The following is a 20,070-nucleotide window of genomic DNA, read 5'->3' on the forward strand; positions in this document are numbered from 1 at the left end:
TTCCGGGAGGAAGGCGACCATCGGCAAATGTCATCAGGATGTTGATGTGCAACCGCGGTAGCCGCTTGGCAATTGTCGCGCCAGCCTGTCTTCCCTAGATTTGCGTTGTGAGTGCATCCCCTCCCATCGCCGAATTGTCGGATCGTGCGCGCGACATCTTCCGCCGCGTAGTCGACGGCTATCTCCACAGCGGCCAGCCGGTCGGATCGAAGACGCTGGCGCAGGCCGGGCTCAACCTCTCGCCCGCCTCCATCCGCAGCGTCCTCGCCCAGCTTGAGGAGGCCGGGCTGCTCGCGTCCCCGCATACCTCGGCCGGGCGGATGCCGACCGATCTTGGCCTGCGCCTGTTCGTCGACGGCATGATGCAGGCGCTGGAGCCGTCCGCCGATGAACGCGCCACGATCGAGGCGCGCGCCGGTCTTGGCGGCCCGGTGGAGGAGGCGCTGGCCGCCACCACGGCGGCGCTGTCGGGCCTCTCCGCCTGCGCCGGTCTGGTCATGGTGCCGAAACGCGAACAGGTGCTGCGCTCGATCGGCTTCGTGCCCCTGTCGCATGGACAGGCGCTCGCCGTGCTGGTCAGCGAGGATGGCGCGGTGGAAAATCGCGTCGTCGATCTTCCGCCCGGCGTCGGCGCCTCCGCCCTGATCGAGGCGGGCAATTACATGTCCGCCACTTTGTCGGGCCTGACGCTGGCGGCGGCCCGCGCACGGATCGACCAGGAACTGGCGCGCGATCGCGCGGCGCTCGACAGCGCGGCCCGCGTCCTGATCGAACGCGGCATCGCGGTCTGGAGCGAGGATGGGGAACGCCGCCCGGTGCTGATCGTGCGCGGCCAGGGCCGGCTGCTCGACGATGCGGCGGCCGCCGACCTCGATCGGGTGCGAGATCTGCTCGATGATCTCGACGGAAAGCAGGAAATCGCCGCGCTGCTCGATTCTGCCCGCGCGGGCGACGCGACGCGCATCTTCATCGGTGCGGAGAACAAGCTTTTCGCGCTGTCCGGCTCGTCCGTCATCGCAAAGCCGTTCCGCGGCAGCGACGGCCGCGTCGTCGGCGTGGTGGGTGTGATCGGCCCCACGCGGTTGAACTACGCCCGCGTCGTGCCCATGGTGGATTTCACGGCAGCAACGCTCGCTCGCCTGATGGGTTGAGCAGCCAGAAGATGACAGGGAAATGATGACCGACACGCAAAGCACCCCGCCGGCCGAAGATCTCCGCGAAGAGACCGCTGCTGAGGCGCCGGAAGTGGCCGAGCATGACCGCACGGCGGAACTGGAGAACCAGCTGGCCGAGGCGAAGCAGCAGACGCTCTACGCGCAGGCCGAGATCCAGAACGTGCGCCGCCGTGCCGAAAAGGACGTGGCCGATGCCCGCGCCTATGCCGCGACCAACTTCGCGCGCGACGTGCTGAGCGTCAACGACAACCTCGAACGCGCTTTGTCGTCGATCCCCGCCGAATTGCGCGAGGATGAGCGGGTGAAAGGGCTGATCGCCGGGATCGAGGCGACCGGGCGTGAACTGGTCAACGTGTTCCAGCGCAACGGCCTGACCCGGATCGAGGCGATGGGCCAGCCGCTCGACCCCAACCGGCACCAGGCGATGATCGAAGTGCCTTCGGACGCGGAGCCGGGCACGATCGTGCAGGAAATGCAGTCGGGCTGGATGATCCGCGACCGGCTGCTGCGCCCCTCGCTTGTCGGCGTCGCCAAGAAGCCGGCCTGAGCTCCCGGCCCCCGCGGCCTGCCTGCCGTCAGGCGGGCCGCTACCGGCTGGTGCCCTGCCGCACCGCCATGCCGTCGACCAGATTGGCCAACATCAATGGCGCGCGCTGGCGCACGCCCGCCGCAATTTCCTTCAGCCACGCCTGATCGGGTGACGCCGCGGCTCGGGTCGCGGCAATCGCCTCGGCCGCGCTGACCAGCTCGAACCGCACCGCCTCGCCGGGGGGCAGCTGGGCGAGCGCATCGATATCCGGCTCTATCACCACCGCGATGCGCGGGTAGCCGCCCGTCGTCTGATGGTCGGCAGTCAGCAGGCTGACCCGCCCCTCGCCATCAATCTGTAGCGCGCCGCGCACCGCCGGCCCGCTCGGCATGTCGATCCGCAGCGGCTGGAGCGCCGGCCCGTCGAGCCCCCGCCCCATGCGATCGAAGCGGCTCGTCGCGACAAAGCTGGCCGACGTCAGCAGCGCGAGTGCCTCCTGGCCAAAATGATCCTGCTGGGGGCCGAGCACCGCGCGAAAAAGGCCGCGCACAGGCCGATCCGGCGCCGCCGGCAACATCGCAAAGGCCAGGTTTTCGCGCGCCTCGGTGATTTCCACCACGTCGCCCGCGCCCAGCCGCCCCCCGCCCAGCCCCGCGATCAGATGCGTCGACTGGCTGCCGAGCCACGACGGCGCCTGCAGCGTTCCGGCGAAGGCAACATAGCCCCAGCACGCCTGCTCGACCCGCACGACGCATGTCGCCCCCTGCGGCAGCGTTAAGCGGCTCCATCCCCCAAGATCGACCCCGTTGACGGTGGCCTGCGCAGCGCCAGTGACCACCATGGCCACCGCGCCCTCCTCGCACACGAACGTCAGGCCGCCGGGCGCGACTTCGATGCCGCTGGTACTGCCTCCGCACGCCGCCATCCCAGCGGCAAAGGCGCGCCGGTCGACCGGTCCCGAGGGCGGCACGCCGAAGCGGCGCCAGCCGGGCCGGCCGCCATCCTGCACACTGGTCATCGGACCGGCATCAACGATCCTGAGACGCACCCGGCTCACCCGAACATATCCCCATGAACCCGCGTGAAGCGCACGCGATCGTCGGGATCGAACAGGAACGCGCGCTGGGCATCTGCATCCAGCACGCGCACCGCTGTGCGCCCGATCACCCACCAGCCGGTCGGCATAGGCAGCGTCGTGATTAGGCATTGCGGGCCCGCGATCATGACGCTTCCCACCGGATAGCCGCGTACCGCGGCCGGCTTGCGCGGCAGATGGATCGCCTCGGGCACCCCGCCGAGATAGGCATATCCCGGCGCGAAGCCGTACATATACACCCGATAGTCGCCCGCCAGATGCTGCTCGATCAGCGCCTCCGGCGTAATTCCCAGCGCCTCGGCTGCCGCCGCGAGGTCGGGTGCCGCCTCCCCATCATAGCAGACCGGCACGTCATGGACGCGAGGTGCTGCCGTCAGCCTTTCTGCGTTCGTCACCAGCCGGAGTGCATGGCGCCCCACCGCTTCGTGGTCCGTCATCAGCGGATCGAAGACCAGCAGGAGGCTGGCGTACGCCGGCACCGTCTCGCACAGGCCCACCGGCGGGTCGGCCTGCACGGCCTGATCGAGCGCTACGACATGCGAGTAGACCGCATCGTCGATAGTTTCGCCGAAATCGACCAGCAGCGCCGCCGCACCTGCCGGCCGGAGCACCGGGCTCGTCATGCGTCGTGCACGAAGGAGGTGATCGCGATGCCGTGTTCGCTCAGCGCCGTGCGGATCGATCGCGCCATGTCGACCGCGGAGGGATTGTCGCCGTGCACGCAGATCGAATCCGCCTGTAGCGGGACCTGCCCGCCATCGACGGTGAGCATGGCGCCGGTTTCGAGGAAGCGCAGCAGGCGATCGGTCGCCTCCGCCGGATCGTGAATGATCGCGCCGGGTTGATCGCGCGGCACCAGCAGGCCCGCCGCGGTGTAGCCGCGATCGGCGTAGATCTCACGATACACCGTCATGCCGAGCGCACGGGTCGCGAGCTCAAGCTGCGTGCCCGCGATGGCGAGGATGCCGAGCTGCGGATCGATCGCCTGAACCGACCGCGCGATGGCATCGGCCACGTCGCGCTCCACCGCCGCGACATTGGCGAGTGCGCCATGCGGCTTCACATAGCGGACGCGATGCCCAGCGAGCGCACCGATCGCCACCAGCGACCCTACCTGCGCGGCGACGAAACGAGTGATCTCCTCAGGCGGCGCGATCAGCCGACGACGACCAAAGCCGGCCATGTCGGGGTAACTTGGATGCGCGCCGACGACGACCCGCCGATCGCGCGCCATCTCCAGCGTGCGGAACATAGTCTCCGGGTCGCTTGCATGGCCGCCACAGGCGACATTGGCACTGGTGACGAGCGACAGCATCGCCGCATCATCGCCCATCGTCCAGGGGCCGAAACCCTCCCCCAGATCGGCATTCAGATCAATCGTCCGCACCGCGCCTGCTTACGCGTCCAGCATCGGATTGTCGAAGCCGCGTGGTTCAGAGTGACTGGCCGTCGTCGATGTCGATCACCGACCCGGTCACCATCGCGCTCGCGTCCGAGGCGAAATACAGCAGCTGGGGGTCGAGGACGTCGATCGGCATGAAGCGGCGGCGATGCCAGCCCGCGACCTGCCGGGCGCCGCCCTCGGTCTCGAACCAGTCGCCGGCAATCTCGGTCTGGATATAGCCGGGCTGAAGCACGTTCACGTTGATGCCCAGCCGCACCCATTCGCGCGCCAGATTGCGGCCGAGATGCGCGACGGCCGCCTTCGACGCGGCATAGGCGCTGTCGCCATGGCCGGTGACGTGCGCGGTGATCGACCCGATCAGCACGATGCGGCCGCGGCCACTCTCACGCGAGCCGGCGGCGATCATCCGCCGCGCCCCCTCTCGCGCGGTCAGCAGCACGCCGGTGAAATTGGTATCGATCGTCTGGCGCAGCTTGTCCGCGGGGATGTCGATCGCGCGGCCACCATTGGCAACACCGGCATTGGCGACAACCGTGTCGATCGCGCCGAAATGCGCTTCGGCGGCATCATAAGCGGCGGTGATGGAGGCTTCATCCAGGACATCGATGGCGACCGGCAAGGCACGATCCCCGAGCCGGTCGGCAAGGTCGCGCACCCGATCGACACGGCGCGCGCCCATCACGACCCGCGCACCCGCAGCAACGAAGATTTCAGCGAAGTGAGCGCCCAGGCCCGACGATGCGCCGGTAATCAGCGCGGTGCGCCCCGTGAGATCGAAACTCATCTCGCCCCTCCTGACGCCCATCATGGCGCCAGTCCGGCGAAGCGGGCTTTTAGCTGGTGACCCCTACGGGACTCGAACCCGTGTTTCAGCCGTGAAAGGGCCGCGTCCTAACCACTAGACGAAGGGGCCAGCGAGGGGGCTGCTAGAGGGGCCAAAGCCGGCTGTCAACGCCCCGATGCATCAATCTGCCCATGCAGCATCATCAATATGCAATTCTGCGGCAGGCCGCTGCGCCCAGTCATCCACCTTGGCGCGCCCGGCGAGCCACAAGCGACGGTGCGAGGGCGCGCCGAGCAATGCGGCGCCGAGCGCGGTATCCGCCGCGCGGAACGCCATCGCCTTCAGGCTGCGCCCGTCATCCCCGGCGACGATCGCACGGACATGGCCGTTACCGACGACATCGACGCGTACCGGGCGGACGCGGCCGATGGCGACACGCGGGCTCGGCCACCCGGCGCCATAGGGCCCGCCCGCCTCCAGCGCATGGACCAGGTCGGGCGTCACCCCGCCGGGGGCGTGAACCGAATCAACCAGCAGCGCGCGGTCAGCCACGGCCGCGGCGATCCGGTCGCGCAGCAATTCTTCGAGGAAGTCGGCAAAGGCCGGAATCTGGTCCGCCGCAATCGTCAGCCCGGCTGCCATGGCGTGGCCGCCGCCAGCGACGATCAGCCCGGCCTCCTTCGCTGCGTGGACGGCCTGCCCCAGATCGACGCCGGTGATCGAGCGTCCGGAGCCCTTGCCGACGCCGTTCTCGTCGATGGCGATGACGATCGCTGGCTGACCCAGTTTCTCCTTCAGGCGGCCAGCGACGATGCCGATGACGCCCGGGTGCCAGCCGACACCCGCGACGACGGTCATGCTGCGGCCCGCGGCGCACATCGTCTCGGCCTCTGCCTGGACCGCGGCCTCGATCGCGCGGCGCTCCTCGTTCAGCCGGTCAAGCTCAGCGGCGATCGCGCGCGCCTCCGCCGGATCGTTGGTGGTGAGCAAGCGCACGCCAAGATCTGCTCGCCCCACCCGGCCACCCGCGTTGATGCGCGGTCCGAGGGCAAAGCCAAGATCGGTCGCGGTCGGTGCGCGGGTCAGCCGCGAAGCCTCGATCAGCGCGGCGAGGCCGATGTTGCGCCTGCCGGCCATGACCTTCAGCCCCTGCGCGACGAACGCCCGGTTCAGCCCGCGCAATTGCGCGACATCGGCGACGGTGCCCAATGCGACGAGATCGAGCAGGTCGAGCAGCCGCGGCTCTGCGCGGGCGGCGAAATAGCCGCGCCCGCGCAGAACGCGGAGCAGCGCTGCACCGAGGAGGAAGGCGACGCCGACCGCTGCCAGATGGCCGTGTGCGGCCCCTTCCCCTTCGTCGAGGCGGTTGGGGTTCACCACGGCATGCGCCAGCGGCAGCTCGCTCGAACATTGGTGATGATCGACCACGATAACATCCACCGGGACAGCGTGGGCGGCAGCAAGCGCGTCAAACGCCTGCGCGCCGCAATCCACCGTCACGATCAGCGACGCGCCTTCGTGCGCCAGCCGGGTCATGGCCGCGACGGTGGGGCCATATCCCTCCGTCATCCGGTCGGGAATATAGACCCGCGCCTCGACACCGAGCTGACGCAGGAGGAGGAGCATCAGCGCCGAGGAGGTCGCGCCATCCACGTCATAATCGCCGAAGATGGCGATGCTCTCTCCGCGCTCGACCGCATCAGCCAGCCGCATTGCCGCCGTGTCCATGTCGCGGAAGATCGAGGGGTCGGGCATGAACGCGCGGATCGAGGGCGCGCGATGATCGTCGAGCGCCTCGGGCGGACACCCCCGCGCCAGCAGCAGCTGGGTGACGAGATCGGTAGGGGCAAGATCCTCCGCCGCGGTCGCGCGCCAGCGCCACGGCTGGCCCAGGATCGAGCGTTCGACACCCAGCACGTGTCTCATGACGTCACGCCGCCGGGGTCCAGGGCGCTTCGCGGAACCATTTGGTGATGATGTACTTCACGCCCTCCGACACCGACGTCCCCTCGTGCAGGGTCGCGGTGTTGGGGCTGCCATCGGGGTTCATGTTGTTCCAGGCGAGCAGCGTGCCCCGCTTTGGCTTCACGCGCACGCCGGCCTGTGGAAACCATGTCGCGCCGCCCTCGTCGACGTCGTTGAGGAAGATCATCGCGGTCCACACGCGCTGCCCGCCGGACGCCTTCATCGACGGCCAGTAGCTTTCGCCTTCGTGGAAATAATCGTGATGCGCCTTGAAATATTGGCCGGGGGCGTAGCGCTGCCCCTGCATCGTCTCGCCCCAGGCAGGGTCGATGCCCAGCAGGTTGGCGAGGCCCACGTCGATCGGCTCGATATCCGGCGCGCGGCGGTTCATGTCGCAGCTTTCCGACGTGCGGAACGAGCTGTCGCCACTGTCCGACAACAAGGTCGAGGGGCGGCGATTGGCGTCGATCATCGCGACCAGCCGCTTGCACGTCGCCACGTCCAGATAGTTCGGAATCTTCCACGCCGCCGCTTGCTCGCTGGGCAGCCGGATCGATCGGGGGTCCGCATCAAGCCGTGCTGCCACCGCAGCGCCGATCGCGGCGCGGTGAGCGGAAGGATGACCGGGTACGCTGGTGATCGCCATGACGTCTATTTGCGCGCCAGTCCGGCGATAGCAAGACGAAGGTCGATCGGGGATCGGCGACACGCCTTCGAACAGCGGGCCGAACGGAACGGGTGGGGAGCTTCTGTTGCCCGGCGCTCCCCGTGCCGCTGGAATCCGCTTCTGTTGCCCGGTGCGGTCCAACCGCGCTATTTTGGTGTAACCTTAGGCCGTTAAGCCGTCAGGTTACGCCGCAATCGCGAGTGCTTCGTTATCGTTGGCACTTGTGTATGGGCCGTCACGGTGGTCCCATTCCGAGCAAAAACCAGCGCTTTTCAACACACGTCGATCCTGGTTCGGCCCCGTCAACGTCCCTGCTGAAAGCAGAAGCGATGGTGGAGCCGCCGGGTACTGCCCCCGGGTCCGCTGTGCCTATTCTTCGCCGGCGTTTATCGCCATAGCCGCGGGGCAAGCCCCGCGAGCCCGACCCATATAGGATGGCGGACAGAAAGTTGGAAGGGCTAGAAAGTTGGCCGGCGCGCCTTCCAGTCGCCATAATGCGGGTGCATATAACAGGGTATCATGCTTACCCAGCGTTCCCGTTACGGCCTCCGCTCGATGATCTTCCTCGCGACGACACCGGCCGGCGGCCCGCCCGTGCCGATGAACCGCATCGCCGTAGAGGCGAATGTGCCGCGCAAGTTTCTTGAGCTGATCCTCGCCGATCTGCGCGATGCCGGGTTGCTGCACAGCCATCGTGGCAAGATGGGCGGGTACATGCTCGCCCGGCCAGCACACCTCATCTCCCTGGGCGAGATCATCCGCGTGATCGAAGGGCCGCTCGCGCTGGTGCCCTGCGTGAGCCGCACCGCTTATCGCCCCTGCAAGGACTGCAAGAGCGAGGCGGACTGCGCCATCCGGCACGCGATGGCGCGGGTTCGCGACGAAACCGCACGGATCCTCGACGGCACCAGCCTGGCCGACGCGACGGCAGAGGAGATGGCCGCGGCCTGAGCAGGCTGCGGCCGCCCCCGGCGATCATGCAGGGGGACGCGCCTTCAGTTCGTCGCGGATCTCGCGAAGAAGCGCGATTTCAGCCGCTTCTGCCTTCGGCTCCTCGGCCGCCTGCGCCTTTTCCTTCTCGAACATGGCCATCGCGCGGTTCACCGTGCGCAGCAACATGAAGATGATGAAGGCGACGATCAGGAAATTGACGGCTTGGGTGACGAAGGCGCCATAGCCGATCAGCGGCACGCCGGCCTGCTTCAGCGCGACATAATCGGTGGAGCCAGCGAGGTTCGGCGGAATCTTGCCCAGCGGTATGAAATAGCTCGAGAAATCGAGCCCGCCGAAGATCCGGCCGATGATCGGCATCAATACGTCTTCGGTCAGGGAGGTGACGATCCTGCCGAATGCGGCGCCGATGATCACCGCCACGGCGAGATCCAGCACGTTGCCCCGCGCGATGAACGCCCGGAATTCCTTGAGCATGGCTCATCCCTTCATCGTTTCCGCGACGATATCGGGGCATTGCCCTATCGCCAAGAGCGCACACCGTCCTATATTGATCATACAGTGTTTTCTTGGAGACCCACGCCCATGACGTTCCGTCCCCTGCTTCTTGTCGCTGTTTCCGCGAGCCTCGCCGGCTGCGGCATCAACAGCGTGCCCACCGCGGAGGAGAATGCCAAGGCTCGCTGGGCTGATGTGCAGAACCAGTATCAGCGCCGCGCCGATCTGATCCCCAACCTGGTGTCGACCGTGAAGGCGGCCGGCGCGCAGGAGAAGGAGATCCTGACCGAAGTGACCCAGGCCCGCGCCTCGGCCAACCAGATCCAGGTCTCGCCCGAGGAGCTGAGCGATCCGACCAAGATGCAGGCGTATCAGCGCGCGCAGGCCGGCCTGACGCTGTCGCTGCAGCGGCTGCAGGAAGCGTATCCGGAGCTGAAGAGCCAGGGCAATTACACCACCCTGATGAGCCAGCTCGAGGGCACCGAGAACCGGATCACGATCGCGCGCAACGATTACAACACCGCGGTGCAGGAATATAACACCAGGATCCGCACCTTCCCGGATGCGATCGGCGCCAAGATCTTCTACGGCGCGAAGCCGATGGTGCCGTTCGCCGCGACGACGCCGGGCGCGGAGACAGCCCCCAAGGTCGATTTCGGGGCCTGATCACCGAATGACCATCTCCGTCCCCATTCGTTGGAATGCCGGATCGTTCGTCGCAGGTGTCGCTGCCGGCACCAGCGGATTGAGCCCGTTGGTGCTGCGCGCCTGGATCGTCCGGCTGCTTGCCGCGATGATGATGGTGCTGGCGTTCGTCGCCAGCCCGTCATCGGCGCAGACCTTCCCGAAGTTCACCGGGTTCGTCGTCGATGCCGCGAACGTCCTGCCACCCCAGGTGGAGGCGGACCTGACCACCAAGCTCGACGCGCTTCAGCGTGACACGAAGCGGCAGCTGGTGGTGGTCACGGTACCTAGCCTCGAGAATTATCCGGTCGAGGAATATGGCTACAAGCTGGGACGCGAATGGGGCGTCGGCCTGAAGGATGTCGACAATGGCGCCATCCTTCTCGTCGCGCCGAACGAGCGCAAGGTGCGCATCGAGGTCGGTTACGGGCTGGAACCCTTCATCACCGATGCACTGTCGAGCGTGATCATCAGCCAGGCAATCCTCCCGCGCTTCAAGGCGGGTGACCTGCCGGGCGGCATCGCGGCGGGCACCGATGCGCTGGTGACTCAGCTGCGCTCCTCGCCCGAGGAGGCGCAGGCGCGGCTCGATGCGGCGGTGAAGCAGTTCGATCAGGCCCACAAGGCGCAGCGCACCGGCGGCGACGGCGTGCCGATCGGCATCGTCTTCTGGGGCATGGTCGCGCTCTTCGTCTTTCTGTCGGTCGCGCGTCGTCGCGGCGGTGGCGGGAAGCGCTATCGCGGCGATGGCAGCGGCGCTCTCCCGGTCGTCCTCTGGTCGATCGCCAGCGAGATTGGCCGCGAGGCCGGCCGTGGCGGCTGGGGCGGTGGCTCCGGCGGCGGCGATTGGGGTGGCGGCGGTGGCGGCTGGGGTGGCGGCGGCTTCGGCGGCGGCGGCGGTGGCGGCTTCGGCGGCGGCGGCGCCTCGGGGGACTGGTAATGCATTTGAGCCCCGAAGATCATGCGGCGGTAACCGCCGCGGTTAAGGCTGCCGAAGCGAATACGAGCGGCGAGATCGTCACGATCGTCGCCGGCCGGTCGGACAGCTATGTCGACATCGTCGTTCACTATGCCGCGCTCGCCATGCTGCTGGTGCTGGCGGTACTGGCGACCTTTCCGGAATGGGTCGATCACCTCCACGCGCTGATCCGCGATCCCTGGACCGATCATGTCTCCACCGGCGCGGCTCTCACCATTGCGACCGCGCTGGCGGCGCTGGCCTTTGTTGCGGTTCGGCTGATCCTGACGGCTGCGCCGCTTCGGATCGCGCTGACGCCGCGCGCGACCAAGGCGCGCCGCGTGCGCCGCCGGGCGCTGGCGCTGTTTCGCGCCTCCGCGGAGCATCGCACGATGGCGGCCACCGGCGTGCTCCTGTACCTGAGCCTCGCCGAGCATCGCGCGGAGATCATCGCGGACGTCGGTATCCACGAGCGTGTGTCGCCCGACGTCTGGGGCCATGCGATGGCGGCGCTGATTGCTGGCGTGAAGGACGGCCGCGCCGGCGAGGGCATGGCCGCGGCGGTCGAGGAGATCGGCGTCGTGCTGGCCGAGCATTTCCCCCGCAGCGGCAGCAATCCGAATGAGCTGCCCGACCGCCTGATCGAGCTCTGACGATGGCAGATGAACCGCCCGCCACGATGTGGGAAGGCCGCTTCATCAAGGTGCTGAAGCAGGGGCCGTGGGAATATGCCGCGCGGTCAGGCGACATGCAGGCCGCGGTCATCCTGGCGATCACCGACGCAGACGAGATCGTTCTGGTCGAGCAGTACCGCGTCCCCCTCGGCCGCCGCTGTCTTGAGCTTCCCGCCGGCCTGGTGGGTGACACCGATGCGGGCGAGGATGTGGCGGATGCCGCCGTGCGCGAGCTGGAGGAAGAAACCGGCTACCGCGCCGGTGCGATCGACATCATCGGTGAGTTCAACTCATCGCCCGGCATGGTCAGCGAGGGCTTCACGCTGGTGCGCGCGGGCAACCTTAGCAAGGTGGGTGATGGCGGCGGCGACGAGCATGAGCAGATCACCGTCCATCTCGTGCCGCTGGCCGAGGTGAAATTCTTCGTCGACGCCAAGCGCGCAGAAGGCGTCGCGATGGACGTGAAATTGCTCCTGCTGCTGGGCGATCAGCTTCTGCGCTGACGCAGCGGTCGCTGGCGGGGCGAAGCATCTCCCCCCTTCCCCGCCCTGCGGCGTCAGTCTATCTCACCGCGCATGCGCAAACACATCTTGATCGTGCTTGGCCTGATCGTCCTGGTGGCGGTGGGCATTTTCGCCTGGCTGAGCTGGCCCGACAAGGCGCGGCTCGATGTGCAGGAGGTGACCGGGCAGCGTCCAAACATCACCGCGCCGCGCAGTCAGATCATCCCGACCGTCAAGGTTGCCGATGCGATCGGCTGGCCGGCGGGTGCGAAGCCGACGCCGGCGGCGGGCCTTAAGGTCGAGCGTTTCGCCGACAATCTCGATCACCCCCGCTGGATGTATCGCCTGCCCAATGGCGACATCCTGGTGGCAGAGACCAACTCTCCGCCGCGCGGGCGCAGCTTCGTCGATCGTGTCATGCGGTACCTGATGGGGCGTGCGGGCGCGGGCGTACCGTCGGCCAACCGCATCACGTTGCTGCGGGATGAGAATGGCGACGGCCGCGTTGATTTCCGGTCGGAATTCATGACCGGCCTGAACTCGCCCTTCGGCATGACGCTGTTCGACGGGCATCTGTACATCGCCAACACCGATGCGCTGGTGCGCGTGCCCTATGAGGAAGGCGCGACCAAAATTACCGCCGCACCGGAAGTGGTGGTGAAGCTGCCGGGCGGGGAGAACCATTGGGCGCGCAACGTCATCCCGGCGGAGGACGGCCGCACGCTGTACGTGTCGGTGGGATCGGCCTCCAACATCGCCGAAAAGGGCCTCGATCTGGAGCGTCGTCGCGCGGTGATCCTGCAGGTGTGGCCGAAGGAAAAGACCTCGCGCATCTATGCCGCAGGCTTGCGCAACGCCAATGGCATGGCGATCAATCCGCAGTCGAACCAGCTGTGGACCGTGGTCAACGAGCGCGACATGCTCGGCTCCGACATCGTCCCCGATTACCTGACCGCCGTCGAACTCGGCGACCATTTCGGGTGGCCGTGGTATTATTGGGGCGGCTATCCGGACAAGCGCGTGGAGCCGGGCAACCCGCAGCTTCAGCAATATTCGAAGCGCCCCGACTATGCGCTGGGACCGCACGTCGCGGCGCTGGGCCTCACCTTCGCAGGTGACGTGAAGCTGGGTCAGCGGTTCAACTATGGCGCGTTCATTGGCGAACATGGTTCGTGGAACCGCGTGCCGCCGTCTGGCTACAAGGTCGTCTTCGTGCCCTTTACCGACAAGGGCTGGCCGGTGCCCGGCTCCAAGCCCGTCGACGTGCTGACGGGCTTCCTCGACGCGGACGGCAAGGCGATGGGCCGCCCGGTGGGGGTCATCGGCGATCGCGCCGGCGCCATGCTGGTCGCGGACGATGTCGGCAACGTCATCTGGCGGGTTACGCCGGCGGACGCACCGGCGGCGCGCTGAGGCTTCGGTGACGCGATGGAGGGCCGCTGATCGCGGCCTCCATCCGGCGAGCAAATCGCCTGTTGTAACAATGCTGCGCAAGACAGGAGCGGTGACGCGAGCTAACGGGGCGCCATGATCCGTCGACTCGTGCCTGCCTTCGCTGCTTTCACCGCCCTCGCCGGTTGCGCCTATCCCGAGACCCCGCCGGCCCTCCCCTCCGCAACCGCGCCGGCTGGCGTGACAAGCGCGGCCATCGAAATGCAGCGGGCACCCGTCACGATCCTCATCTCGATCGACGGTTTTCATCCCGATTATCTGAAGCGTGGTCTGACGCCGAACCTGTCGCGTCTCGCGGCGGGGGGCGTGACAGGGCCGATGCGCCCCTCTTTTCCCTCCAAGACCTTTCCCAATCACTGGACCATCGTCACAGGCGTACGTCCCGACCGGCATGGCATCGCCGCCAACATGATGGAGGATCCCAGTCGCCCGGGTGAGGTCTTCACCATGGCGAGCGACGATCCCTTCTGGTGGAACGCCGTGCCGCCGATCTGGGTGACCGCGGAAGAGGCCGGCATTCCGACCGCCTCGATGTTCTGGCCCGGCTCGAACGTCGCTTGGGGCGGCGCGCGCGCGACAGCCTGGCCGAACGATATTACCGGCGGCACCCGGCCCTATGACTGGCAAGCCTTCAGCCAGCAGCTTCCCGGCGACAATCGCGTGCGCCAGGTGATCGACTGGATGCGGCGTCCGGCCGCCAGCCGCCCGCGCTTCGTCACCACCTACTTCGACGTGGTCGATACGGAAGGACATCGCAACGGGCCGAACTCACCAGGCGTGAACACCGCGCTTGCCGAGGTGGATCGCCAGATCGGCGCCTTGGTGGAGGGCCTTGCCGAGCTGGGGCAGCCCGCCAACCTCATCATCGTATCAGACCACGGCATGTCGCAGACGTCGAGCGAGCGCGTGGTCGCGCTTGACCGCATCGTTCCCGCCACCGACGCGCGCGTTGTCGAAAGCGGCCCCTATGCGACCTTCGCGCCGCTGCCCGGCCGCGATGCCGCCGTCGCGGCGGCGTTGCTCAAGCCGCACGCCCATATGGAATGCTGGCGCAAGGAGGCGATTCCGGCCCGGTTCCATTATGGCCAGAACGTCCGCGTTCCTGCGTTCCTGTGCCTCGCCGAGGACGGCTGGGAGCTTCAGAAGACGGCACCGACCATGACGTACACGCGCGGCAACCACGGCTTTGACCCTTATGCGCCCAGCATGCAGGCGCTGTTCATCGCCAACGGCCCCGCGTTCGCCCCGGGGAAGAAGGTCGGCGCCTTTGACAATGTCGCCGTTGCCCCCCTGCTTCGTACATTGCTCGGCCTGCCCGCCGACCCTACGCTGGACAGCACGGATGCGGTGTTCCGCCCGGTGCTACGGCGCAGATAGGAGAGGCAATGCAATATTTCGAAGACATCGAGGTCGGTGCGCGGGCAAGTTTCGGCAATTACAAGGTAATGCGCGAGGAGGTCGTCGACTTCGCATCGCGCTACGACCCGCAGCCCTTTCACCTGTCCGACGACGCCGCCGCCCAGACCCATTTCGGGCGGCTGTCCGCCAGCGGGTGGCACACCTGCGCGATCGTGATGTCGATGATCGTGGAGAACGGGAAGCGCCACCCGTCTGCCGGGCTGGGTTCGCCGGGGATCGACGAGCTTCGCTGGGTCAAGCCGGTCTATCCCGGGGATACGCTTCGCTGCGAGACCGAGGTGATCGAAAAGCGCCAGTCGCAGTCGCGGCCCGAGATGGGCATTTTCAAAAGCCGGATGAGCGTCTTCAACCAGGACGACGTCGTGGTCATGACCATGGTATCGAACGGCCTGATTGCCACGCGACCGGCGACCTAGCTGACCATCACCAATGCCTGCCGCGCGCGCCGTTCAGCGCGCGGGCGGGATCACTGTGGGCGGGTGACGGGGCGGTCGGCGCCGCGCCCTGGCCCACCGCGGTTGCCAAAGCCACCCGGCCGGGGGCCTTGCGGACGACCGGCACCGGGCTGGCGACCGGGGTTCTGCGGACGATTATATCCCGGAGTGTTCCAGGGATTTGGCCGCTGGCCCGGGGCGGCGCCGGGCGGGCGCGGCCGCCCCGGACGCACGGCATCGGGATTGCCCGGGCGACCCGAACCCCAGTTCGGCCGCCCGGGGCGGTCGGGACGATTGAAGCCACCCCAATCGGGTCGACGATTGGGCTGGTTCCAGCCAGGCCTGCTCTGCCAATAGCGTCGCTGCGCATTGTTCCAGCGCCGCGGGCGACGGTACTGATCGTACACATAGACGCCGGTGCCGGGATAATAGAAATTGTCGTACCAGCCGAAGGTGCCGCCCAGCCCGACGCCATAGGGTGCACCGCCGTAATAATAGGGGTCCCCGTAATAGGGATCGCCATAATAGCCCGAGCCGTAGCCGAGGCCGACGCCACTATAGCCATAGCCGTCGGTACAGGCACTCGAGGCGAAACCAAGGGCCGAGATGATGGCGATCAGCCCTGCACGCTGCCACTTCATGGCATCCTCCTACAACGGCGGAGAAGCGGCTGATACGCGCCGCCAATTCATCGACAACGACAAGCGGTCGGCGAAGTTCCTAATGGCCCTCGAAGGCGACCAGGGCATGCACATCAACCCCGTCCTTCCGTAGCGCGTCGGCGCCGCCCAGCTCGGGCAGGTCAACGAGGAATTGTGCCTGGACGACCCGGGCCCCCGCCTTGCGCAACAAGCGAACGGCCGCGCGTGCCGTCCCGCCGGTGGCGATCAGATCGTCGACCAGCAGCACGCGTGCGTCGGGGGCACAGGCGTCGGCGTGCATCGCGATCCGATCCTGCCCGTATTCCAGGGCATAATCCTCCGCGATCGTGGCACCCGGCAGCTTGCCGTCCTTGCGGATCAGGAGCACGCCCGCATTCAATCGATCGGCGAGCGCACCGGCGAACAGAAAGCCCCGCGCCTCGACCCCGGCGACCAGATCAACCGGATCGGGAGCTGCCGCTGCCATCCGCCCGACGCAGCTCGAAAAGCCGCAACGATCCAGCAGCAGCGTGGTCACGTCACGAAACTGGATACCCGGCTTCGGGAAGTCCGGGATGGTCCGGATCAGCGCCTTCAGATCGGCATTATCGGCGTTTGCCGCTGCGACATGGCGGCTGGCCGCGCTGATCTCAGGGCTCTCGTTCGTGCTCATACGGCGGGTCATGCGCTCGCACCGAAGCGACCGCAAGCCGCACAACAAAAAAGCCCCGGCCGCGAATGGCGACCGGGGCTTTCTCGCTATCGATCCCGGCCGGCGTGCCCGGGATCGTTCTGGTTCAGCTCAGTGCTTAACCCCGCGCCAGACGTTCTGGTACGCGCCCCAGGTCAGGAACACGAAGATCGCGAGGAAGATGATCGCGGCAAATCCTGCGGCGTGACGCGATTCCAGGTTCGGCTCCGCGGTCCAGGCGAGGAATGCCGACACGTCCTTCGACATCTGCTCCTTGGTCGCCGGCGTGCCGTCCTCGTAGGTCACCTGCCCGTCGGCCGTGATGGGCGGCGGCATCGCGATGTTCAGGTTCGCGAAGTACGGGTTGTAGTGAAGGCCCTGCGGCGTCTTCGCGTCCGGGAACTTACGCAGCAACTCTGCCGGCTGGTTCTGATAGCCGTCCAGCAGCGACGCAACGTAATTGGCGCCATCATGACGAGCCTTGGTGATCAGGGACAGATCAGGCGGCAGCGCATTGTTGTTGGCCGCACGCGCCGCGACCTCGTTCGGGTACGGGCTCGGGATACGGTCAGACGGGATGTTCTTCCGCGTCATCGCTTCGCCCGTGTCCGGGTTCACGCTCGGCTGCTCGATCGGCCACGCCTGGGCAAGCGCCTTCACCTGGCCCTCGCTGTAGCCGAGCTGCTCGAAGTCGCGGAACGAGACATACTTCAGGCTGTGGCAGGCGGCGCAAACCTCCTGGTAGACCTTGAGGCCACGCTGCAGCTGCTGCTTGTCGAACTTGCCGAACAGGCCAGCGGAGGAGAGCCCCGCATCCTTGGGATGGAGGTGGAACTCATGTTCGGCGGTCTCCGGTGCCGGATCACTGATCGCGGTGGAAACCGTCCCGAACAGCGCGATACCGAGCACGAAGACGAATCCCGCGCCGATCAGGAGTGCGATGGTACGAACCATTTTCTTTCAATTCCCCCGTATCGGCTCAGTGTGCCAGCGCGGTCTGTGCAGGCGAGGTTCCGCCATGCTTGGCAAGCACCGCCTCGGTGATCGAATTCGGCAGCGGGCGCGGACGCTCCGAGCGCGAGACGATCGGCAGGATGATCAGGAAGTGCGCGAAGTAATAAGCCGTCGCGATCTGACCGATGATGACGTTGCGAGCATTCGCTTCCGCGCCACCGATATAGCCCAGGACCAGCACGTCGATTGCGAGCACGGCCAGGAACCAGCGGTACGTCGGACGATAGTTGGCCGAACGAACCGGCGAGCTGTCGAGCCACGGCAGGAAGAACAGCAGCAGGATCGAGCCGAACATCGCCAGCACGCCCCACAGCTTGCCCGTCAGGATGAAGTCCGCGGTGAAGCTCTTCAGGATCGCGTAGAACGGCAGGAAGTACCATTCCGGAACGATGTGCGCCGGCGTCGAGAGCGGGTTCGCCTCGATGTAATTGTCCGGGTGACCCAGCATGTTCGGCGAGAAGAAGATCAGCGCCGCGAAGACCAGGAAGAACACGGCAACGCCGACGCCGTCCTTGGCCGTGTAATACGGGTGGAACGGAACGGTGTCCTGCTCACCCTTCACGTCGACGCCGGTCGGGTTGTTCGAACCCGGGATGTGCAGCGCCCAGATGTGCAGGATGATGACGCCCGCGATGACGAACGGCAGCAGATAGTGCAGCGAGAAGAACCGGTTCAGCGCAGCATTATCCGGCGCATAGCCGCCCAGCAGCAGCACGCGGATCGGCTCACCGACCAAGGGAATGGCCGAGAAGAAGCCGGTGATCACCTGCGCACCCCAGAAGCTCATCTGGCCCCACGGCAGCACGTAGCCCATGAAGGCGGTCGCCATCATGAGAAGGAAGATCACGACACCCAGCAGCCACACCATTTCGCGCGGCGCCTTGTACGACCCGTAATACAGGCCGCGGGCAATGTGGATGTAGACCACGGCGAGGAACATCGAGGCGCCGTTGGCATGCGCATAGCGCAGGAACCAGCCGCCGTTGACGTCGCGCATGATGCTTTCGACCGAGCCGAAGGCGACCAGGCTGTTAGGCGCATAATGCATCGCCAACACGATGCCCGTCACGATCTGGCACACCAGCGCCAGGCCGGCGAGCACGCCGAAGTTCCAGAAATAGTTGAGGTTGCGCGGCACCGGATAACCGGCGCCAACAGCGTTGTAGACGAGGCGCGGCAGCGGCAGCTTCTCGTCCATCCACCGCATCAGCGGCTGCTTTGGCTCATAATGCTTGGCCCAGGGAAAGCTCATCTGTGTGCTACCTCAACCGACCGTCACGACGGTGTCGGACGTGAATTCATATTCGGGAACGACGAGGTTCGTCGGTGCGGGACCGGAGCGGATGCGGCCGGCAGTGTCATAGGCAGAGCCGTGACACGGGCAGAAATAGCCGCCGAACGGCCCCTTGTTCTCGCCCTCGCCCGCACCCAGCGGCACGCAGCCCAGGTGGGTGCACACGCCCAGGGTGATCAGCCAGTTCTTCTTGCCCGACTTGGTGCGTTCCTCCAGCGTCTGCGGATCGCGCAGATCGCTCACCGGAACGGCATCGGCCTCGGCAATTTCCTTCGGCGTCAGATTGCGCACGAACAGCGGCTGCTTGCGGAACGTCGACTTGATCGACTGACCCGGCTCGATCTTGCTGATGTCGATCTCAGTCGTCGACAAAGCCAGCACGTCGCCCGACGGGTTCATCTGGTTGATCAGCGGCAGGACGATAACGCCCGCGCCGACGCCAGCCCATGCAACAGCCGCGATATTGATGAAATCTCTACGACGGGGATCGTGCCCGTCTTCCGCTTCAGGCGTTGGGTAATCGCCCGGAGTAATTGTGTTGTCAGCCGTCGCCATTCACCAACCCTTGTCCAACCGGCCCCGGCGGGGAACGCGCATTTGGAAAGAGCCTCCCCGACGCCCGCCTTTTTTCCCCATCGCCCCGCGGGGTCGGCGGGTTGATAGCTTCGCACCCTGCGCCTGCCAATGGTGATTTTGCGATCATTCACCGGCGCTTCATCATGGCGGCACGGCTCACCATTGCTAAAGCATTGCCATGCGACTTGCGCTTTACGAACCGGACATCGCCGGCAACGTGGGAACGATCCTGCGCACCGCCGCTTGCTTTGGCGTTCCCGTCGACCTCATCGAACCAATGGGTTTTCCCTGGAGTGACAAGGCGTTACGCCGCTCCGGCATGGACTATCTTCCGGCCGGACAGGTCACGCGGCATGTCGATTGGGCGACGTTCAACAAGGAGCGTGATGGCCGGCTGGTGCTTGCCAGCACGCGCGGCGCGACCGACCTGTGGGACGCCCGTTTTGAACAGTCGGATATCCTGCTTTTCGGCAGCGAAAGCGCTGGCGTACCCGACGACGTGCATGCTTGTGCCGATCTGGCCGTGCGGATTCCTCTGCTTTCGGGCATGCGATCGCTCAATGTCGCAGTCAGCGCGGGAATCATCCTTGCCGAAGCCCTGCGCCAGCTCAGGCATGCTGAGGCGCCTGCCCGGTAGGACATTCTGGCACCTCGACACCC

At 66.6% G+C, this 20,070-nt stretch carries 23 protein-coding genes, 1 tRNA gene and 1 other RNA gene; 11 read left to right on the top strand and 14 right to left on the bottom strand.

From position 1 onward, the window contains the following. Positions 1-107 precede the first annotated feature (107 nt). A complete protein-coding gene (gene hrcA, locus ACH0BU_RS11945) occupies positions 108-1,151 on the top strand; it encodes a heat-inducible transcriptional repressor HrcA (RefSeq protein ID WP_211095227.1) in 1,044 nt (347 codons plus the stop codon). A gap of 25 nt (positions 1,152-1,176) precedes the next feature. Then, entirely contained in the window at positions 1,177-1,722 is a 546-nt protein-coding gene (gene grpE, locus ACH0BU_RS11950) for a nucleotide exchange factor GrpE (RefSeq protein ID WP_211095228.1), read from the top strand. Between the two features lie 40 nt (positions 1,723-1,762). Here the strand turns inward: grpE and ACH0BU_RS11955 are convergent, their stop codons facing one another. The 8 genes from ACH0BU_RS11955 to ssrA form a co-directional block, all read right to left on the bottom strand. Beyond that, positions 1,763-2,722 carry a 5-oxoprolinase subunit C family protein gene (locus ACH0BU_RS11955; protein WP_500264052.1) on the bottom strand — a complete coding sequence of 320 codons (960 nt, stop codon included), beginning with the start codon at positions 2,720-2,722 and terminating at the stop codon, positions 1,763-1,765. Between the two features lie 35 nt (positions 2,723-2,757). Continuing rightward, a complete protein-coding gene (locus ACH0BU_RS11960) occupies positions 2,758-3,423 on the bottom strand; it encodes a 5-oxoprolinase subunit B family protein (protein ID WP_500264053.1) in 666 nt (221 codons plus the stop codon). Further along, complete coding sequence (locus ACH0BU_RS11965) at positions 3,420-4,187, bottom strand: LamB/YcsF family protein (RefSeq protein WP_334654674.1); 768 nt, start codon at positions 4,185-4,187, stop codon at positions 3,420-3,422. Before ACH0BU_RS11965 ends, ACH0BU_RS11960 begins: the two co-directional genes overlap by 4 nt. 46 nt (positions 4,188-4,233) lie before the next feature. After that, a complete protein-coding gene (locus ACH0BU_RS11970; protein WP_500264054.1) occupies positions 4,234-4,989 on the bottom strand; it encodes an SDR family NAD(P)-dependent oxidoreductase in 756 nt (251 codons plus the stop codon). Between the two features lie 54 nt (positions 4,990-5,043). Then, positions 5,044-5,118 (bottom strand) — tRNA-Glu (locus tag ACH0BU_RS11975). Between the two features lie 51 nt (positions 5,119-5,169). Further along, on the bottom strand, positions 5,170-6,915 hold the full coding sequence (gene recJ, locus ACH0BU_RS11980; protein ID WP_500264055.1) for a single-stranded-DNA-specific exonuclease RecJ: 1,746 nt from the start codon (positions 6,913-6,915) through the stop codon (positions 5,170-5,172). 4 nt (positions 6,916-6,919) lie between these two features. After that, positions 6,920-7,600: a prolyl hydroxylase family protein gene (locus ACH0BU_RS11985; protein WP_046410137.1), complete on the bottom strand. Its 681-nt coding sequence runs from the start codon at positions 7,598-7,600 to the stop codon at positions 6,920-6,922. 130 nt (positions 7,601-7,730) lie between these two features. Next, positions 7,731-8,080: a transfer-messenger RNA gene (ssrA, locus tag ACH0BU_RS11990) on the bottom strand. Positions 8,081-8,140: 60 nt separating this feature from the next. Between ssrA and ACH0BU_RS11995 the strand changes: the two genes are divergently transcribed. Beyond that, on the top strand, positions 8,141-8,572 hold the full coding sequence (locus ACH0BU_RS11995) for an RrF2 family transcriptional regulator (RefSeq protein ID WP_046410136.1): 432 nt from the start codon (positions 8,141-8,143) through the stop codon (positions 8,570-8,572). A 24-nt stretch (positions 8,573-8,596) separates the two neighbouring features. Here the strand turns inward: ACH0BU_RS11995 and mscL are convergent, their stop codons facing one another. Further along, the gene (gene mscL, locus ACH0BU_RS12000; RefSeq protein WP_500264056.1) at positions 8,597-9,049 is read right to left on the bottom strand and encodes a large conductance mechanosensitive channel protein MscL; all 453 of its coding nucleotides are present in this window, start codon (positions 9,047-9,049) and stop codon (positions 8,597-8,599) included. A 108-nt stretch (positions 9,050-9,157) separates the two neighbouring features. On the opposite strand from mscL, the gene ACH0BU_RS12005 reads away from it, so the two are divergent. The 7 genes from ACH0BU_RS12005 (at position 9,158) to ACH0BU_RS12035 (ending at position 15,176) form a co-directional block, all read left to right on the top strand. Then, positions 9,158-9,736, top strand: coding sequence for a LemA family protein (locus ACH0BU_RS12005; protein WP_046410133.1), 579 nt, complete (start codon positions 9,158-9,160; stop codon positions 9,734-9,736). Between the two features lie 127 nt (positions 9,737-9,863). Next, on the top strand, positions 9,864-10,694 hold the full coding sequence (locus ACH0BU_RS12010) for a TPM domain-containing protein (RefSeq protein ID WP_500264091.1): 831 nt from the start codon (positions 9,864-9,866) through the stop codon (positions 10,692-10,694). Further along, complete coding sequence (locus ACH0BU_RS12015) at positions 10,688-11,365, top strand: TPM domain-containing protein (RefSeq protein ID WP_417158921.1); 678 nt, start codon at positions 10,688-10,690, stop codon at positions 11,363-11,365. Before ACH0BU_RS12010 ends, ACH0BU_RS12015 begins: the two co-directional genes overlap by 7 nt. 2 nt (positions 11,366-11,367) lie before the next feature. After that, positions 11,368-11,889: an NUDIX hydrolase gene (locus ACH0BU_RS12020; RefSeq protein ID WP_046410130.1), complete on the top strand. Its 522-nt coding sequence runs from the start codon at positions 11,368-11,370 to the stop codon at positions 11,887-11,889. A 72-nt stretch (positions 11,890-11,961) separates the two neighbouring features. Continuing rightward, positions 11,962-13,302: a PQQ-dependent sugar dehydrogenase gene (locus ACH0BU_RS12025; RefSeq protein WP_500264057.1), complete on the top strand. Its 1,341-nt coding sequence runs from the start codon at positions 11,962-11,964 to the stop codon at positions 13,300-13,302. Positions 13,303-13,416: 114 nt separating this feature from the next. Further along, positions 13,417-14,718 carry an alkaline phosphatase family protein gene (locus tag ACH0BU_RS12030; protein WP_296219502.1) on the top strand — a complete coding sequence of 434 codons (1,302 nt, stop codon included), beginning with the start codon at positions 13,417-13,419 and terminating at the stop codon, positions 14,716-14,718. An 8-nt stretch (positions 14,719-14,726) separates the two neighbouring features. Further along, positions 14,727-15,176, top strand: a complete 450-nt coding sequence (locus ACH0BU_RS12035; RefSeq protein WP_500264058.1) for a MaoC family dehydratase — start codon at positions 14,727-14,729, stop codon at positions 15,174-15,176. A 50-nt stretch (positions 15,177-15,226) separates the two neighbouring features. Here ACH0BU_RS12035 and ACH0BU_RS12040 read toward each other — a convergent pair whose 3' ends face one another. The 5 genes from ACH0BU_RS12040 to petA form a co-directional block, all read right to left on the bottom strand. Beyond that, the gene (locus ACH0BU_RS12040) at positions 15,227-15,835 is read right to left on the bottom strand and encodes a hypothetical protein (RefSeq protein WP_500264059.1); all 609 of its coding nucleotides are present in this window, start codon (positions 15,833-15,835) and stop codon (positions 15,227-15,229) included. Positions 15,836-15,914: 79 nt separating this feature from the next. Beyond that, complete coding sequence (locus tag ACH0BU_RS12045; protein ID WP_296219509.1) at positions 15,915-16,508, bottom strand: adenine phosphoribosyltransferase; 594 nt, start codon at positions 16,506-16,508, stop codon at positions 15,915-15,917. A 129-nt stretch (positions 16,509-16,637) separates the two neighbouring features. Continuing rightward, positions 16,638-17,480 carry a cytochrome c1 gene (locus ACH0BU_RS12050; RefSeq protein ID WP_046410122.1) on the bottom strand — a complete coding sequence of 281 codons (843 nt, stop codon included), beginning with the start codon at positions 17,478-17,480 and terminating at the stop codon, positions 16,638-16,640. 25 nt (positions 17,481-17,505) lie between these two features. Beyond that, on the bottom strand, positions 17,506-18,792 hold the full coding sequence (locus ACH0BU_RS12055) for a cytochrome b (RefSeq protein ID WP_046410121.1): 1,287 nt from the start codon (positions 18,790-18,792) through the stop codon (positions 17,506-17,508). Positions 18,793-18,804: 12 nt separating this feature from the next. Next, the gene (petA, locus tag ACH0BU_RS12060; RefSeq protein ID WP_046410119.1) at positions 18,805-19,389 is read right to left on the bottom strand and encodes a ubiquinol-cytochrome c reductase iron-sulfur subunit; all 585 of its coding nucleotides are present in this window, start codon (positions 19,387-19,389) and stop codon (positions 18,805-18,807) included. Positions 19,390-19,588: 199 nt separating this feature from the next. Between petA and ACH0BU_RS12065 the strand changes: the two genes are divergently transcribed. Then, a complete protein-coding gene (locus tag ACH0BU_RS12065) occupies positions 19,589-20,047 on the top strand; it encodes a tRNA (cytidine(34)-2'-O)-methyltransferase (RefSeq protein ID WP_046410118.1) in 459 nt (152 codons plus the stop codon). Positions 20,048-20,070: the final 23 nt, after the last annotated feature.

This window comes from Sphingomonas olei, from assembly GCF_045369765.1.
GTDB classification, from domain to species: Bacteria; Pseudomonadota; Alphaproteobacteria; order Sphingomonadales; family Sphingomonadaceae; genus Sphingomonas; species Sphingomonas panaciterrae.